This is a genomic window from Proteus columbae, assembly GCF_009914335.1.
Lineage (GTDB): Bacteria > Pseudomonadota > Gammaproteobacteria > Enterobacterales > Enterobacteriaceae > Proteus.
Genome location: NZ_CP043925.1, coordinates 2089914 through 2105705, shown reverse-complemented (window position 1 = coordinate 2105705; position 15792 = coordinate 2089914). Strand labels below are relative to the sequence as shown.

The 15792-nt window shown below is 39.8% G+C and carries 16 protein-coding genes; 9 read left to right on the top strand and 7 right to left on the bottom strand.

The features are described 5' to 3' along the window. Window positions 1–30 precede the first annotated feature (30 nt). The 5 genes from F1325_RS10085 to F1325_RS10065 all read right to left on the bottom strand — a co-directional run bounded on the left by F1325_RS10085 (window position 31) and on the right by F1325_RS10065 (window position 5095). Window positions 31–1605, bottom strand: a complete 1575-nt coding sequence (locus F1325_RS10085) for an ATP-binding cassette domain-containing protein (protein ID WP_160230875.1) — start codon at window positions 1603–1605, stop codon at window positions 31–33. 235 nt (window positions 1606–1840) lie between these two features. Next, window positions 1841–2656 carry a hypothetical protein gene (locus F1325_RS10080; protein WP_109372231.1) on the bottom strand — a complete coding sequence of 272 codons (816 nt, stop codon included), beginning with the start codon at window positions 2654–2656 and terminating at the stop codon, window positions 1841–1843. 126 nt (window positions 2657–2782) lie between these two features. After that, a complete protein-coding gene (gene cmoB, locus F1325_RS10075) occupies window positions 2783–3757 on the bottom strand; it encodes a tRNA 5-methoxyuridine(34)/uridine 5-oxyacetic acid(34) synthase CmoB (protein ID WP_109372232.1) in 975 nt (324 codons plus the stop codon). Continuing rightward, on the bottom strand, window positions 3757–4509 hold the full coding sequence (cmoA, locus tag F1325_RS10070) for a carboxy-S-adenosyl-L-methionine synthase CmoA (RefSeq protein ID WP_109372342.1): 753 nt from the start codon (window positions 4507–4509) through the stop codon (window positions 3757–3759). The genes cmoB and cmoA overlap by 1 nt, the downstream gene beginning before the upstream one ends. Window positions 4510–4696: 187 nt before the next feature. Then, complete coding sequence (locus tag F1325_RS10065) at window positions 4697–5095, bottom strand: MAPEG family protein (protein ID WP_109372233.1); 399 nt, start codon at window positions 5093–5095, stop codon at window positions 4697–4699. Between the two features lie 266 nt (window positions 5096–5361). Between F1325_RS10065 and aspS the strand changes: the two genes are divergently transcribed. From aspS to ruvB, 6 genes are all read left to right on the top strand, one after another. Then, window positions 5362–7146 (top strand): aspartate--tRNA ligase, encoded by a 1785-nt coding sequence (gene aspS / locus F1325_RS10060; RefSeq protein ID WP_109372234.1) that lies wholly within the window; start codon window positions 5362–5364, stop codon window positions 7144–7146. 3 nt (window positions 7147–7149) lie between these two features. Beyond that, on the top strand, window positions 7150–7584 hold the full coding sequence (gene nudB, locus F1325_RS10055; RefSeq protein WP_160230874.1) for a dihydroneopterin triphosphate diphosphatase: 435 nt from the start codon (window positions 7150–7152) through the stop codon (window positions 7582–7584). 27 nt (window positions 7585–7611) lie between these two features. Beyond that, window positions 7612–8367 (top strand): YebC/PmpR family DNA-binding transcriptional regulator, encoded by a 756-nt coding sequence (locus F1325_RS10050; protein WP_023582074.1) that lies wholly within the window; start codon window positions 7612–7614, stop codon window positions 8365–8367. Window positions 8368–8491: 124 nt separating this feature from the next. Beyond that, window positions 8492–9013: a crossover junction endodeoxyribonuclease RuvC gene (gene ruvC / locus F1325_RS10045; protein ID WP_006536599.1), complete on the top strand. Its 522-nt coding sequence runs from the start codon at window positions 8492–8494 to the stop codon at window positions 9011–9013. Between the two features lie 103 nt (window positions 9014–9116). Further along, a complete protein-coding gene (gene ruvA / locus F1325_RS10040; RefSeq protein ID WP_075671063.1) occupies window positions 9117–9737 on the top strand; it encodes a Holliday junction branch migration protein RuvA in 621 nt (206 codons plus the stop codon). A gap of 12 nt (window positions 9738–9749) precedes the next feature. Beyond that, a complete protein-coding gene (gene ruvB / locus F1325_RS10035) occupies window positions 9750–10757 on the top strand; it encodes a Holliday junction branch migration DNA helicase RuvB (RefSeq protein ID WP_099075472.1) in 1008 nt (335 codons plus the stop codon). A gap of 94 nt (window positions 10758–10851) precedes the next feature. On the opposite strand, the gene znuB is transcribed toward ruvB, so the two are convergent. Continuing rightward, complete coding sequence (gene znuB / locus F1325_RS10030) at window positions 10852–11637, bottom strand: zinc ABC transporter permease subunit ZnuB (protein ID WP_160230395.1); 786 nt, start codon at window positions 11635–11637, stop codon at window positions 10852–10854. Beyond that, complete coding sequence (gene znuC / locus F1325_RS10025; RefSeq protein ID WP_109372237.1) at window positions 11630–12355, bottom strand: zinc ABC transporter ATP-binding protein ZnuC; 726 nt, start codon at window positions 12353–12355, stop codon at window positions 11630–11632. The genes znuB and znuC overlap by 8 nt, the downstream gene beginning before the upstream one ends. Before the next feature lie 74 nt (window positions 12356–12429). Here znuC and znuA point away from each other — a divergent pair, with 74 nt between their 5' ends. The 3 genes from znuA to lpxM all read left to right on the top strand — a co-directional run bounded on the left by znuA (window position 12430) and on the right by lpxM (window position 15792). Next, the gene (gene znuA / locus F1325_RS10020; protein ID WP_160230394.1) at window positions 12430–13374 is read left to right on the top strand and encodes a zinc ABC transporter substrate-binding protein ZnuA; all 945 of its coding nucleotides are present in this window, start codon (window positions 12430–12432) and stop codon (window positions 13372–13374) included. 12 nt (window positions 13375–13386) lie between these two features. Then, window positions 13387–14712 carry a murein DD-endopeptidase MepM gene (mepM, locus tag F1325_RS10015; protein WP_109372239.1) on the top strand — a complete coding sequence of 442 codons (1326 nt, stop codon included), beginning with the start codon at window positions 13387–13389 and terminating at the stop codon, window positions 14710–14712. 105 nt (window positions 14713–14817) lie between these two features. Then, a complete protein-coding gene (gene lpxM, locus F1325_RS10010) occupies window positions 14818–15792 on the top strand; it encodes a lauroyl-Kdo(2)-lipid IV(A) myristoyltransferase (protein ID WP_109372240.1) in 975 nt (324 codons plus the stop codon).

Genomic DNA, 15792 nt, shown 5'->3' with positions numbered 1-15792 from the left:
TAAAACAGCGCCTTTCATGGCGCAGTTTTTTTATATAAGTTCGCCTAATAACAGCGTATGTGTAATACCACAGCGTTCAACAAAGGCTTCATCATGCGAAACCAGTAACAATGTGCCTTGATATTCAACAAGTAGATTTTCCAATAGTTGTCTGGATTCGATATCAAGGTGATTATCTGGCTCATCAAGTAATAATACTGCTGGTGGTTTTGGGCTGTGTGTTAAAGCCAATAACGTTGCTTTTAATTGCTCGCCACCACTGAGTTTTTCAAGTGGTAGTAAAGATTTATCACCTCTAATTCTCAACATTCCAAGACGCGTTCGCCATTGCTCGACAGAAATCGCGGATTGATATTGGTGTAGTGCTTGTGCAACTGGCAATGTTTTATCAAGTAAAGCAAGATGTTGGTCAAGGTAACAATAGTCTTTGTTGAGACGAAACTCACCAGAAAGTGGTACAAATTGTTCGATCAAGCATTTTAGTAATGTTGATTTTCCACAGCCATTTTTACCTTTAATATGCCAATGTTCATTGCCGTAAGCTGAAAATGAAATAGGGTGCTGATAACCATATGGAAGTTGAAGATTATTAACAAATACATTTAAACGATGGCCATCACTTTGATAATTCAATACCATTTTTTGCTGATGAACATGTGCTTTTTCCTCATCGATACCTTGCTTTTGAGATTGCATATCATCAATTACGCGTTGATGCCGTTTTGCTACGGCAGATTGGCGTTGTTCTGCTCTGTTTTTTTGCATATCCAGTAAAAGTAGGCACTGAGAGCCACTTTGCCTAATTGATTCACCTTGTCGTTTCCGTTGCGCTGTTTTTTGTAATGTTGCTTGTTGCTGGCGTTTCTCATTTTTTATTTGGCTGTTTAGTCGATCACTTGCGGCTTCCAATGATGTTATTTCCGCACTTTTTTGTGCCTCATATAATGTATAATTTCCACCATATTCAGATAAGCCTTTCTCACTTAATTCAATAATAGTATCGGCATACGAGAGCAGGTTTCGATTGTGGCTAACAATAAGAGAGCCCGCTTTATGCTGAGCTAATTGTTTTATTAGCCATTGTTGTCCTTGATAATCAAGGTGGTTATCTGGCTCATCTAACAGCAGAAAACTCTCTTCACATAAAAAAGCGCGACAAAGTGCTAAACGTGTTTGTTCTCCACCACTTAGATGCGCAATAGGGGTATCTAATGCGACTGGAAGTTGTGCCGAATCTAATAAATTCTGCCACATGACAGGGAGTTGCCATTTGCCATCGAGTAACTCAATATCTTCTAATGTGGCAATACCGGCATCAACACGTTGGAATGCTTGATAAATTTCATGAATATCTAACGCTTGAGCAAGTGTATCACCCTGTAATCGCGTTAATTGATCAACGTGAACAAAAGGCATATTCCAATTAATTTGACCTGAAGTCGGTAATATTTTTTGTGCTAATAATCTTAATAGTACAGACTTTCCTTTACCGTTATGGCCAATTAATGCATTTTGCTGACAAGTCAGTGAGCGAGTTAATGGTGGAAAAAGAGCTTGTTGATTAAATTCGATAGTAAGTTGTGAAAAATGACAGGCTATTGTCATCATCGACCTCCTAAGAGAAATAGGTGGCAGACAGCCGAGATCTTTTTTCTAGATGCGACGAAATAAATTATTGTCTGCCAGTAACAGAAAATGAATACCGAAAAGGTATTTGAAATAATTTTCTGGCAGAATTTAGTTCATCGTAGGGAAGTGCCTTCTTAAAAAGAGAAATAATTGGAGTGATAACGCGCGTATTTAAACATGAATAAAGATAAACAACAAGCGCCGAATAAGGTTATCTTTGTGTGGTTCTTATTTTATGTGCTTTTATTCTAAACATTATACGTTTATAAATCGATGATATATTAATATAGGCAATGCAAGCTAAAGGAATACCGTAGAATAATGTGCCGTAAGCCATACCAATATGTGGAACATTAAAATAATCGCTGTGCTGTGGAATTAAATAGAGATAGTTAATTTCATTTAAATATTGGGGCGTTAATCCACCGTAAGGGACTAGAAACTTAAAAATCATGACAGAAAAAAGGCACAGCATAAAATTTAAAACTAATAGTGCAGAATAGAATAAATTCTTTCCCATTTCTTCTTTAGTTTTCACTTGATAACCACTGATAATTCGATTAGCAACAATTACAGCATAAAGCCAAATAATCAGGTTTTCATCACCCATAATCATACTATTGATAATAAGAGCGAATATCCCATAAAAAGGAATAAGAGCAAAAACAAGCTTAGTACGAGCAAATGCAGCCATAAAAACACCTGAATGCACGAGAATAAATTCAAATAAAAATAAAACGGTTAGATTATAAATTGTTTGAACTGAGAAATGTTCAGGAAACCACCAAACGGTAATAATAAAAGCGATATATAAAAGCTGTGTGGCATAGTCAAATAATGAAAAAAAGAGTTGTACCCCTTGTTGTAATGGCGTTAGTGGAGGGCGTTTTGCTGATGTGGTTTCTATAAAGGACGAAAAAATAGGATCATCATATTGCTGACGCTTATTTTTTTGCAAAAGAGCGTGTTGTTTTTTTTGTGTTATTTCCTTTTGGGTAGCAACTTTGCTCTTTGGTGTCTTTGCCATAATTTTCTTTAATCGTTCATCTGCAAATAAGGGGCGTATAAAGTGTCTTTAATAAAAAACAAGATGAATATTATGAAAGAAAGGGATATTTAATAACTTGATACCCCTTTAAATTTAGATAAAAAATTAAGGCTTAGTGGCAATTAATATGGCACGTTTTGGTGCGGGATAACCTTCAACAGTTTTTGTTTTATCATCAGCATCTAAAAAAGCATCTAATGAATCTGTTACCATCCAATCTGTTTTACGTTGCTCATCAAGTGATGTCGTATTTTCATCAACAATACGCACATCTTTAAAACCACATTTTTCTAGCCAAACCTTTAGCATTTTTGCAGATGGAATAAAGTACACGTTACGCATTTGTGCATAACGCTCACCAGGGATCAGGCATTGAAATTCATCACCATCAACAACAAGGCTTTCTAACACTAATTCGCCACCAGAAACTAATTGGTTTTTTAATTGCCATAAATGATCAAGTGGTGAACGGCGATGATAAAGTACACCCATTGAGAATACAGTATCGAAGGCATTTAATTCTGGCATTTGCTCAATACCAACAGGAATTAAATGTGCGCGTTGGTCATTACCTAATAATTTTCTGACAGCTTCAAATTGGCATAAGAAAAGTTGAGTAGGATCGATCCCTACAACAAATTCTGCGCCTTCACCTAACATCCGCCACATATGATAGCCACTGCCACAACCAACATCTAATACTAAACGGCCTTCAAGCGGTGAAAGATGGGGTAAAACACGATCCCATTTCCAATCAGAGCGCCATTCTGTATCGATATTGACGCCATAAAGTGAAAATGGACCTTTACGCCACGGCATTAAATTTTTTAAAACGTTACTTAATCCTAGTTGCTCGCCAGCACTTAATGCTGGAGTGTGTTGAGCTATCACACCATTTTTCAAATCAATCTCAGTAGGCGTAATTTCTGGCAAACCATCGAGCATTCTTTCCCAAGAAGAAAAGTGACCGTGTAACGCATTTGATCGCCATTCTGATAATTGAGCCGGTAATGTATCTAACCAATGAAATAAGCGCTCATCTTGCGCAATAAGTTGATAAAACGAGCCAAAATTAATCATTAATTATTGCCTTTAATCGCTAAAAGAGAGCCGAAATTAAAACATTGGAACCAAACTTCTGCATGTGGAAAACCTGCATTATGTAAGCGAGCTTTATGCGTTTCAACAGAATCGGTCAGCATAACATTTTCTAACATGCTACGTTTTTGGCTAATTTCTAATTCGCTGTAACCGTTAGCACGTTTGAAATCATGGTGCATATTAAACAACAACTCACCAATTTCTTTATCTTCAAAACTGAACTTTTCAGAAAGCACTAACACGCCACCGGGATTAAGACCTTGGTAAATTCGGTTTAATAATATTTGGCGATCGTTCGGCGCTAAGAATTGTAAGGTGAAATTAAGCACTACCATTGAGGCATTATTAATTTCGATATCAAGAATATCACCTTCAATAATATCAACGGGTGTATCTGCTTTATAGGCATCAATATGGCGCTGACAGCGTTCTATCATGGCAGGTGAATTATCAACACCAATAATTTTACAGCCAGCAGCATCAATATTACGACGCATGGAAAGGGTTGCTGCACCTAAAGAACAGCCTAAATCATAGACTTGGCTGTTGGGCGTAACAAAGCGACCTGCAAGCATACCAATCATGGAGATGATATTAGAATAACCTGGTACTGAGCGTTTTATCATATCAGGAAACACTTCAGCGACTTTTTCATCAAAGCGCCAGTCACCAAGGTTAGCAATAGGTGTCGCAAATAAGCTGTCTTGTTGTGATGATTTTGAATTCGACATAACTAAAATAGATTTAAGGAATAAAAGAAGCAAGCATTCTACCAGAAGCGACGGTGCTCACAAAGTTGCATTATTTAGAAAGAAATTGGAAAAAATAAATAAACCTTTTTGATACCTTGCCGTTATTAGACACAACAGCAAGGATGTCGGTTTTGATCATGGATGATCATGTTATTCCCGCGAGGACTTAGTAATAAAAGGAAAAGATTTGTATCCAAGGAAGGAAATAAATATTAGCAATGATCATCAATGCCATCGATAAATAAGTGGCTGCCATACCTGAACGGCGCCAGCGAAGTTCACGGTGTTTTAATCCATAAGAGTGTAAAAAGCGACCTGCGATTAAAATTGAGCCACAGATGTGCACCATCCAAACAAAAGCACCATTCATTTCCATGACCAGTAATAAGATCATGGAAATCGGAATATATTCTACCGCATTGCCGTGAACACGGATGGCTGTTTGTAATTCATAAAAGCCACCATCGCCATAAGCAACCCGATATTGTGTTCTGAGTTTTACGACATTGAGGGACAATTTAATCAATAATAGTGCGCCCAGTACGATGTAAAGCGAGCTAACCATCTTTTCTCCATTGCCAAAGCCAAAAAACGGCGAATTTAATGATAAACCTCAAAGCGACTTCTGTCGCTATAAATAATTATTATTAATTAATTGTTTGGGGATTAGCAAATCCTTGAAAAGATGTATCATATAAACTAGGTCTATACTCTTATCTCCAGGAAGAATTTTCGTTATAATGTCTGCCTTTTTTTTGACACTACTCGAAAAAGACTATTGCCAAAATTTCCGCAGCAGAAAGCACAACAAGCTGAGTAAAAGGATATTGTATGCGTACTAATTATTGTGGGCAGTTGAATAGCGCCCATGTGGGCCAAAAAGTGACTCTTTGTGGTTGGGTTAACCGTCGCCGTGACTTAGGTGGACTTATCTTTATTGATATGCGAGATCGCGAAGGTATTGTTCAAGTCTTCTTTGACCCAGAGCAGAAAGAGGCATTTTCTCAGGCTTCAGAACTGCGTAATGAATTTTGTATTCAAGTCACAGGAACAGTACGCGCTCGTCCTGATAGCCAAGTTAATAAAAATATGGCAACAGGTGAAATTGAGTTAGCGGCAGAATCTCTGTCTATTTTTAACCGTTCAGAGCCATTACCGTTAGATAGCAATCAAACAAATACCGAAGAGCGTCGTTTAACATATCGTTATTTAGACCTGCGTCGCCCTGAAATGTCAGATCGCTTAAAAACCCGTGCTAAAATCACAAGCTTTGTTCGCCGTTTTATGGATGGTGAAGGTTTCCTTGATGTTGAAACCCCTATGCTGACTAAAGCGACACCTGAAGGTGCGCGTGACTATTTAGTGCCAAGTCGTGTACATAAAGGTAAATTCTACGCATTACCACAATCACCACAGCTTTTTAAACAGCTGTTAATGATGTCTGGCTTTGATCGTTACTATCAAATCGTAAAATGCTTCCGCGATGAAGACTTACGTGCTGACCGTCAGCCTGAATTTACCCAGATCGATGTTGAAACCTCTTTCATGAGTGCAGATCAAGTGCGCGAAGTGATGGAGCGTATGATCCATGCATTATGGTTAGATATTCTTAATGTCGATTTAGGTGCGTTCCCAGTAATGACTTTTGCTGAAGCAATGCGTCGTTATGGTTCAGACAAACCAGATTTACGTAACCCAATGGAACTTAAAGACATCGCTGATTTAGTCAAAGATGTTGAGTTTAGCGTATTTGCACAAGCTGCCAACGATGAAAAATGTCGTGTTATCGCATTGCGTGTACCGGGTGGTGCAGCATTAACCCGTAAAAATATTGACGAATATACACAGTTTGTTGGTATTTACGGCGCTAAAGGTCTTGCGTGGATGAAAGTCAACGAAAGCGCGAAAGGCATTGAAGGTGTACAAAGCCCTATCGCTAAATTCCTGACTAACGATGTTGTTAATGCTATTTTGGAAACAACAGGCGCAACAGATGGCGATTTAATCTTCTTTGGCGCGGGGCGTAAAGGCACAATGAGTGATGCGATGGGCGCTCTGCGTCTAAAAGTCGGTCGTGATCTTGAACTGACTGATTTAAATGCATGGAAACCATTGTGGGTCATCGACTTCCCAATGTTTGAAGAAGATGAAGAAACCGGTAGCTTAAGTGCGATGCACCATCCATTTACTTCACCAAAAGACTTATCACCAGCTGAATTGACTGCACATCCAGTAGGTGCTGTGGCAAATGCTTATGATATGGTGATTAATGGTTATGAAGTGGGTGGCGGTTCAGTGCGTATTCACCGTAATGAAATGCAGCAAGCGGTATTTAGCATTTTAGGTATTACACCGAATGAGCAACAAGAGAAATTTGGTTTCTTATTAGATGCACTTAAATTTGGTACTCCACCACATGCAGGTTTAGCATTTGGTTTAGACCGTTTAGTGATGTTGTTAACAGGTACTGATAACATCCGTGATGTTATTGCTTTCCCTAAAACAACAGCCGCTGCGTGTTTAATGACTAATGCACCAAGCTTTGCTAATGAAGATTCTTTAAAAGAGTTAGCGATTGCAGTCACTCAAAAAGAAGTTAGCGAAGATAAAGAGTAAATGATGAAATATAAGCGCCCGATATCCGTTTTAGTTGTTATTTATGCAAAAAAGACCAAACGGGTGCTTATGCTAAAGCGTCGAGATGATCCTGATTTCTGGCAATCTGTGACTGGCAGTTTAGAAGAGGGTGAAACGCCTTTTCAAACGGCGTTGCGCGAAGTGCAAGAAGAAGTTGGAATTGATATCATAAAAGAAAATCTTGAGCTGGTGGATTGCCATCGCTCAATTCTTTTTGAAATTTTTGCACATTTTCGGCATCGTTATGCACCAGGTGTTACTCACTGTCAGGAACATTGGTTTACGTTAGCACTGCCCGCAGAGCGAGATATTGTGCTAACTGAGCATTCGCAATACCAATGGTTAGACGCGTCACTGGCGGCAAAATTAACAAAATCCACCAGTAATCAGCAAGCGATTGAAGAATTTGTTATTTAATGATTAGACCACGTTTGGAGATATTTCATGGCAGGTCATAGTAAATGGGCCAATACAAAACACCGTAAAGCAGCGCAAGATGCGAAACGCGGTAAAATTTTCACTAAAATCATCCGTGAACTAGTTACAGCAGCACGTTTAGGTGGTGGTGATCCTGCAACTAACCCGCGTTTACGTGCGGCAGTTGATAAAGCATTATCGAACAACATGACTCGTGACACCTTAAATCGTGCAATTGCACGTGGTGTGGGTAATGATGAAAACGATAATATGGAAACCATCATTTATGAAGGCTATGGCCCAGCAGGCACTGCTGTGATGGTTGAATGCTTAAGTGATAATCGTAACCGTACTGTTTCCGATGTTCGCCATGCATTTACCAAAACAGGTGGTAACTTAGGAACTGATGGTTCTGTATCTTATCTGTTTACCAAAAAAGGTGTAATTTCATACGCACCAGGTGTTGATGAAGATGCCGTTATGGAAGCTGCGTTAGAAGCAGGTGCTGACGACGTTGAAACCTTTGATGATGGCGCTATTGATGTTTACACCACACCAGAATCTTTTGGTGAAGTAAAAGATGCAATGGATGCAGCAGGTTTTGTTGCTGAATCAGCAGAAGTTTCAATGATCCCATCGACTAAAGCTGAATTAGATATTGAAACAGCACCAAAGTTAATGCGTCTTATCGATATGTTAGAAGACAGTGATGACGTGCAAGAAGTATATCACAACGGTGATATCTCAGACGAAGTTGCAAAACAACTGGAAGATATCCTGTAATCGTTCTAACGATTATCGAAAATAACGGTGTTTAACGCTGTTATTAAAAGTGCGAAGAGAAGAGCAGAGCAGATTTTTTTGCTCTTTTCTCTCGCCATCGACCATATCGGCAACAGGAATTGATATGGCTATCATTCTAGGTATAGACCCTGGTTCGCGTGTTACAGGCTATGGCGTAATTCGACAGCAAGGGCGTCAACTTATCTATTTGGGAAGCGGTTGTATTCGTACACAAGTTCCCGATCTCCCCAATCGACTTAAGCGCATTTATGCTGGTGTTAGCGAAATTATTACTCAATTTTCGCCGGATGTGTTTGCCGTTGAACAAGTGTTTATGGCTAAAAATGCTGACTCTGCATTAAAACTGGGGCAAGCGCGAGGTGTTGCAATACTCGCAGCAGTAAACAATGATTTACCTGTTTTTGAATATGCAGCTCGCCAAGTTAAACAAACCGTTGTGGGTACGGGTGCCGCTGAAAAAAGCCAAGTACAACATATGGTGCGCTCAATACTAAAACTATCTGCGGCACCGCAATCAGATGCTGCTGATGCCTTGGCGATTGCTATCACGCATTGTCATTTTAACCAAAATTTATTACGTGTGGGCGATCCTCGATTAGTGTTAACGCGAGGTCGGTTAAGATAAGTTGTTATCTTGGTAAATGTCTTTGGTTTTTTACAGGCTGGATATACGTCCAGCTTTTTTTATGTTATAAACTTGACGTAATTATATTTGCGGAGGCGTTAGGGTGATAGGTCGTATCAGAGGAATTATTCTTGAAAAACAGCCACCAGTGGTGCTGATCGAGGCAGGTAATGGTGTGGGTTATGAAATCAATATGCCAATGACCTGTTTTTATGAATTGCCTGATATTGGTCAAGAAGCCATTATCTACACGCAATTTATCGTACGTGAAGATGCTCAATTACTTTATGGTTTTAACCAAAAACAAGAGCGCGCACTCTTTCGTGAATTAATTAAAGTGAATGGTGTAGGGCCTAAACTCGCATTAGCCATTCTATCTGGCATGTCTGCTCGCCAATTTGTCACCGCGATTGAAAATGAATCTATCACTTCACTAGTGAAATTACCGGGTGTAGGTAAGAAAACAGCTGAGCGTTTAGTTGTTGAAATGAAAGATCGCTTTAAAGGTCTTAATGGTGACTTATTCGAAAATAGTGATATCGAATTACCAGAAAGTACTTCACCTAAAGCACCAAAAGCGGCAGATATTGAAGCCGAAGCCTCTGCCGCATTAATCGCATTAGGCTATAAACCACAAGAAGCTGCAAAAATGATCAGCAAAGTGGCAAAACTGGGTACAGATAGCGAGACGCTTATCAAAGAAGCGTTGCGCGCGGCTATTTAGGAGTAACACATTGTGATTGAAGCAGATCGCCTGATTTCAGCAGAAATTCAACAACCTGAAGAAGAAATTATTGATAGGGCGATACGTCCTAAATCTCTTGCCGAATATGTTGGGCAACCGCAAGTTCGTGAACAAATGGAGATTTTTATTCAGGCGGCTAAATTGCGTCATGATGCGCTCGATCATTTGCTTATCTTTGGACCTCCTGGATTAGGTAAAACCACATTGGCAAATATCATTGCTAATGAAATGGGGGTTAATTTACGCACGACATCAGGTCCTGTGCTTGAAAAAGCGGGTGATCTAGCTGCAATGCTAACTAATCTTGAGCCTCACGACGTATTATTCATTGATGAAATTCATCGTCTTTCACCCGTTGTTGAAGAAATTCTTTATCCAGCAATGGAAGATTATCAACTTGATATCATGATTGGTGAAGGGCCTGCGGCTCGTTCAATTAAAATTGACCTACCTCCATTTACTTTAGTGGGTGCAACAACAAGAGCGGGCTCTTTAACATCTCCATTGCGTGACCGTTTTGGTATTGTTCAGCGTCTTGAGTTTTATAATGTTGACGATCTTCAACACATTGTTTCTCGTAGTGCCAGTTTTATGGGACTAGAGATGACAGATGAAGGTGCTCGTCAAATTGCTATGCGTTCGCGAGGCACACCGCGTATTACTAACCGATTATTACGTCGTGTAAGAGACTTTGCCCAAGTAAAGGGCAATGGTGCCATTGATGAAGAGATTGCTTCTAAAGCGCTTGATATGTTGAATGTGGATGCGGCAGGCTTTGATTATTTAGATCGTAAACTCCTTTTTGCCATCATTGATAAATTTATGGGTGGCCCCGTAGGATTAGATAACCTTGCGGCAGCTATTGGTGAAGAGCGTGAAACTATAGAAGATGTATTAGAGCCTTATTTGATTCAGCAAGGTTTTATTCAGCGCACACCACGAGGCCGTGTTGCCACTAATCATGCCTACCGTCATTTTAATCGAATTATGGAAGATTAATTTCTTATCATCATTAGAAAATAGATAAAAAATACCCCTCGGTGAAATAATTAACAACGAGGGGTATTTTTTTATCCAAACTTAATTTGTTATTTTACTGTTTAGTAGGTGCAAATAAACTCAAGATAAATAGGCAACTCGTTGCTAAAACTACAGACGGGCCAGCTGGAGTATCATAGAAAGCTGAGAAGGTTAAACCGCCTGTAATGGCTAACATACCAACCGCGATTGCAATCAGAGCCATTTGTTCTGGAGAACGAGCAAAACGACGTGCCGTTGCGGCAGGGATAATCAGTAAAGAGGTAATGATCAGCGCACCGACAAACTTCATAGCTAAACCAATGGTTAACGCGGTGATCATCATTAGCTTTAAGCGTTCTCGCTGAATATTCACACCATCAACAAATGCCATATCTTGATTAATTGTCATGGAAAGCAGTGGGCGCCATGATCGAATAATCACAAATAAAACAATCACAACACCAATAAAAATGCTGATAACGTCTTGATAGTTTACAGACAGCAAATCACCAAACAGATAAGCCATTAAATCAACACGCACATTCGACATTAAACTAACAACCACAAGCCCTAAAGAGAGCGCACTGTGTGCCATGATCCCTAAAAGAGTATCAACAGAAAGCTGAGGTTTTAATTCTAACCAGACCAACAAAATAGCGAGGAGAAGCGTGACTGCAATAACAGCATAAAAAGGCTCGATGTTAAACAGCAAACCAAAAGCAACACCAAGTAGTGAGGCGTGAGCTAAAGTATCACCAAAATAAGACATACGACGCCAAACGACAAAAGAGCCCAAAGGGCCCGCCGCCATTGCTAAGAGCATACCGGCAATCCAACCCGGTAACAGCAACTCAATCATGACGACACTCCTTACTATGCTGGTGATGATGACGATAAATACCAAGTTGCTCAGCACCACGGCTTCCAAACATGGCAATAAATTCAGGGTGAGAAGAAACAACGTCAGGTGTACCTGAACAGCAAATATGACCATTTAAACAGAGGACTTCGTCTGTTTTTGCCATCACAAGATGAAGATCATGAGAAACCATCAATATGGCACAACCTAATTCATGACGAAGCTGATTAATTAAATCATAAAGTGCTAATTGACCATTAACATCAACACCTTGAGTGGGTTCATCTAAAACTAAAAGTTGGGGCTGATTAAGCAACGCTCTTGCTAACAATACACGTTGAGACTCACCACCAGAAAGTTTCTGCATAGGTTGATCGATTAATTTAGCCGCATTAACGCGTTCTAAAGCAGGGAGAATATCTTTATCATGAACACCCGGTTTTAGTGTCATAAACCGTTTAACGGTGAGTGGCATTGTGGGATCAAGATAAAGTTTTTGTGGGACATAGCCCACTCGTAGCGCGTTTTGACGCTCAACTTTTCCTGAGGTTGGATTTAATAAACCAAGAACTAAACGGATAACCGTAGATTTACCTGCACCATTAGGGCCAAGTAAAGTAAGAATACGGCCTGCTTTTAGATCAAAAGAGATATTTTTTAAAATTTCTCTTTCACCAAAAGAAACACAAACCGATTTTAAACAAATCAAGTCAGACATAAAATTAGCACTTGCAGAATCATTGAAACGTTATAATATAACATTTCCAATGATGATTCACGAGAATTCTTCCTATGTTACATAAAAACAACAAATTTGCGCATCGTTTTTTATTGAAATCATTTTTAGCGACAGCGATGATAAGCTCATTCAGTGCTTCAGTGCAGGCTGATGTTGTCGTTTCCATCAGACCATTAGGATTTATTGCTGCAGCTATCGCTGATGGAGTAACACCAACGGAGGTTTTATTACCAGATGGGGCATCTCCACACGATTATGCATTAAAACCCTCTGATTTGAAAAAAATTACTTCCTCAGACCTGATGGTATGGGTGGGGCCTGATATGGAAGTGTTTTTAGATAAGCCATTAAACAGACTTACTGACAATCATAAGTTGGCTTTAGCGGAAACTGACGAAATAAAGTCGCTTTTATTGAAAGATGATGATGACAATGTGCATAAACATGAGGAAAATCACGAACATCATTCTCACGGTGATTATAATATGCACATCTGGTTATCACCAGAAATTGCGTTGTTGTCTGCAAAACAGATCCACCAAAGGTTAATTACACTCTATCCAGATAAAAAAGAACTTCTGGACGTAAACCTAGGTAAATTCAGCGAACAACTCAAGCAAACTGATAAGAATCTTGTTAATATTCTGTCGCCTGTGAGAAATAAGGGTTATTTTGTCTTTCATGATGCTTATGGCTACTTCGAAAAACATTATAATTTAAAGCCGTTAGGTCATTTTACGATCAACCCTGAAATACAGCCAGGTGCGCAGAAATTACATCAAATACGAACACAGTTGGTTGAGCAAAAAGCAACCTGCATTTTTGCTGAGCCACAATTTAGGCCGACAGTAATAGAAACAGTGGCGAAAGGCACTGGGGTTAAAATGGGTGTATTAGACCCCCTAGGAAGTGGGATTGCTCTAACTCAAGAGAGCTATGTAAAATTCCTTACCCAACTAGCTAACCAATATGCGAGCTGCCTGAATGAAACACAATAAGGAATTAAGAGCGTGCAGCAGAAGAAATCCATTGCACAGGTATATTTAAGTTTACCACTCCCACATAAGATCATGCTTGGTTCGTTAACTGCAGCAACCTTGGCCGTCGCAATTTGGCGGCCTGTGGTACTTCAAAATGAGCAAAGCCGAGAAGTTCCAGTCAGCATTCAAATGCCTCTTGCCAATCAAGGCGAAAATACCGATGACATTATCACTGATAGTAGCGATCAGCTTACCAATGAAGGATTAGTTGATACTGATGATGGCACTGATACAAGCACTGCGGTTGCGCAAGTTCCCCATACTTATATTGTTTCTAGTGGCGATTCATTAAGTTCAATTCTGACTCAGTTTGGTATTGATTCTGCGGATATCGCGACTATCTCTAATCAAAATAAAGATCTTAGAAACCTCAAAATAGGGCAACCTATTAGCTGGGAACTTGATGATAATGGATTGCTTCAAGAATTAAGCTGGGGTGTTTCCCGCCGCGAAACTCGCGTTTATACCCGTACCGAAACGGGTTTTAAAGAAACAAAAGAGTTTCAAAAAGGTGAATGGAAGAACAGTGTAACCACGGGTGTTATTCGTGGGAGTTTTTCTGTCAGTGCAACAAATGCAGGTTTAACCAATGCTGAAGCACGCGCCGTTACCAAAGCATTACAGTGGCAAGTGGACTTTAAAAAATTACAAAGTGGTGACCAATTTGCGGCACTATTTTCTCGTGAAGTGCTTGATGGGCGTACCGAGCAAAGTGAGCTAGTTGGTGTCCGTTTACGTAGTGCGGGTAAAGATTATTATGCATTCCTTGCTGAAGATGGTCGTTTCTACGATAGCCAAGCGGGTGGATTAGAACGCGGATTTATGCGTTTCCCAACTGTGAAGCAATTTAGAGTTTCCTCTCAATTTAACCCTCGTCGTATTAACCCTGTTACGGGGCGTTTAGCTGCACATAAAGGTGTTGATTTTGCGATGCCAGTAGGTACTCCAGTATTAGCAACAGGAGATGGTGAAGTTATTGTGGCTAAATACAGTGGTGCCGCAGGTAACTTTATCGCTATTCGTCATGGTAGCCAATACACAACACGTTATATGCACTTACGTCAATTATTGGTAAAACCAGGACAGCGTGTTAAGCGTGGCGATAGAATTGCGTTATCAGGAAATACAGGGCGTTCTACGGGACCTCATTTACACTATGAAATGTGGATCAACCAACAAGCAGTCAATCCATTAACGGCAACATTGCCTCGCGCTGACGGTTTAACAGGTAAAGATAAACAAGAATATCTTGCTAAAGTAAAAGAGATTAAACCTCAGTTAGTGCTAGCCGATTGACAATAAACACGATTTTAAAGACATAAAAGCGGATGATTGATATCATCCGTTTTTGTTTTAATGTTTTTTACGCCTATTAGGGGTATCAATTCAGAGAATTATCTGATGAATAAAGAAAAAGATACAGATAGCAAAGCGGGTTATGTGCCCACTTTTCACCGTGCATATTTGCATCCTCGTCATTGGGGAACTTGGCTAGGTGCAGGTGTATTAAGTGCATTGGCTTATATGCCAATAAAATGGCGTGATCCCTTTCTTGCTTCTATTGGCCGTTTTGTTGGACGTAAAGCGAAAAGCGCAAGACGTCGTGCAGATATCAACTTGAGATACTGTTTTCCAACATGGAATAAAACGCAACGTGAAAATGTACTCGACAGTATGTTTGAAACTGCCCCCCAATCCTTTGTGATGTTAGCAGAGCTTTGTTTAAGAGGCCCTGAGCGTATATTAAAACGCACATCTTGGCAGGGGCTAGAAATTATTGAGCGTTTTAAAGCACAAGGCCGTAATGTCATTTTTATGGTGCCTCATGGCTGGGCAGTTGATATCCCTGCAATGCTATTAGCATCAACAGGTCAGAAGATGGCCGCGATGTTTCACCACCAAAAAGATCCTGTTGCTGATTATTTATGGAATAAAGCACGTCATCATTTTGATGGTCGGTTACATTCACGCGAAGCAGGTATTAAGCCTTTTATTTCTTCTGTGCGACAAGGTTACTGGGGCTATTATCTGCCCGATCAAGATCACGGTGCAGAACATAGCCAATTTGTCGATTTTTTTGGTACTTATAAAGCGACATTACCTGCGATTGGGCGGTTAATGAAAGTATGCCGAGCAGCTATCGTACCGTTGTTCCCAGTGTATTGTCATAAAACACATCAGCTTAGTATTATTGTTCGTGAACCAATGGATGATATTGAAGATAAAGATGATGCGTACATTGCACGCAGAATGAATGAAGAGTTAGAAGCACTAGTGACACCAACGCCAGAGCAATATACGTGGATCTTAAAATTACTGAAGACACGTAAAGAGGGTGAAATAGAGCCTTACGCTCGTGAGAATATCCTAGACTAG

What these genes read in the sequence shown, in the direction of transcription:
- cmoB (WP_109372232.1), bottom strand. Translation starts at nt 3,757, where the DNA reads ATGATTAATTTTGGCTCGTTTTATCAACTTATTGCGCAAGATGAGCGC.
- cmoA (WP_109372342.1), bottom strand. Translation starts at nt 4,509, where the DNA reads ATGTCGAATTCAAAATCATCACAACAAGACAGCTTATTTGCGACACCT.
- nudB (WP_160230874.1), top strand. Translation starts at nt 7,150, where the DNA reads ATGAAATATAAGCGCCCGATATCCGTTTTAGTTGTTATTTATGCAAAA.
- F1325_RS10080 (WP_109372231.1), bottom strand. Translation starts at nt 2,656, where the DNA reads ATGGCAAAGACACCAAAGAGCAAAGTTGCTACCCAAAAGGAAATAACA.
- ruvC (WP_006536599.1), top strand. Translation starts at nt 8,492, where the DNA reads ATGGCTATCATTCTAGGTATAGACCCTGGTTCGCGTGTTACAGGCTAT.
- aspS (WP_109372234.1), top strand. Translation starts at nt 5,362, where the DNA reads ATGCGTACTAATTATTGTGGGCAGTTGAATAGCGCCCATGTGGGCCAA.
- F1325_RS10085 (WP_160230875.1), bottom strand. Translation starts at nt 1,605, where the DNA reads ATGACAATAGCCTGTCATTTTTCACAACTTACTATCGAATTTAATCAA.
- znuA (WP_160230394.1), top strand. Translation starts at nt 12,430, where the DNA reads ATGTTACATAAAAACAACAAATTTGCGCATCGTTTTTTATTGAAATCA.
- znuC (WP_109372237.1), bottom strand. Translation starts at nt 12,355, where the DNA reads ATGTCTGACTTGATTTGTTTAAAATCGGTTTGTGTTTCTTTTGGTGAA.
- F1325_RS10065 (WP_109372233.1), bottom strand. Translation starts at nt 5,095, where the DNA reads ATGGTTAGCTCGCTTTACATCGTACTGGGCGCACTATTATTGATTAAA.
- znuB (WP_160230395.1), bottom strand. Translation starts at nt 11,637, where the DNA reads ATGATTGAGTTGCTGTTACCGGGTTGGATTGCCGGTATGCTCTTAGCA.
- F1325_RS10050 (WP_023582074.1), top strand. Translation starts at nt 7,612, where the DNA reads ATGGCAGGTCATAGTAAATGGGCCAATACAAAACACCGTAAAGCAGCG.
- lpxM (WP_109372240.1), top strand. Translation starts at nt 14,818, where the DNA reads ATGAATAAAGAAAAAGATACAGATAGCAAAGCGGGTTATGTGCCCACT.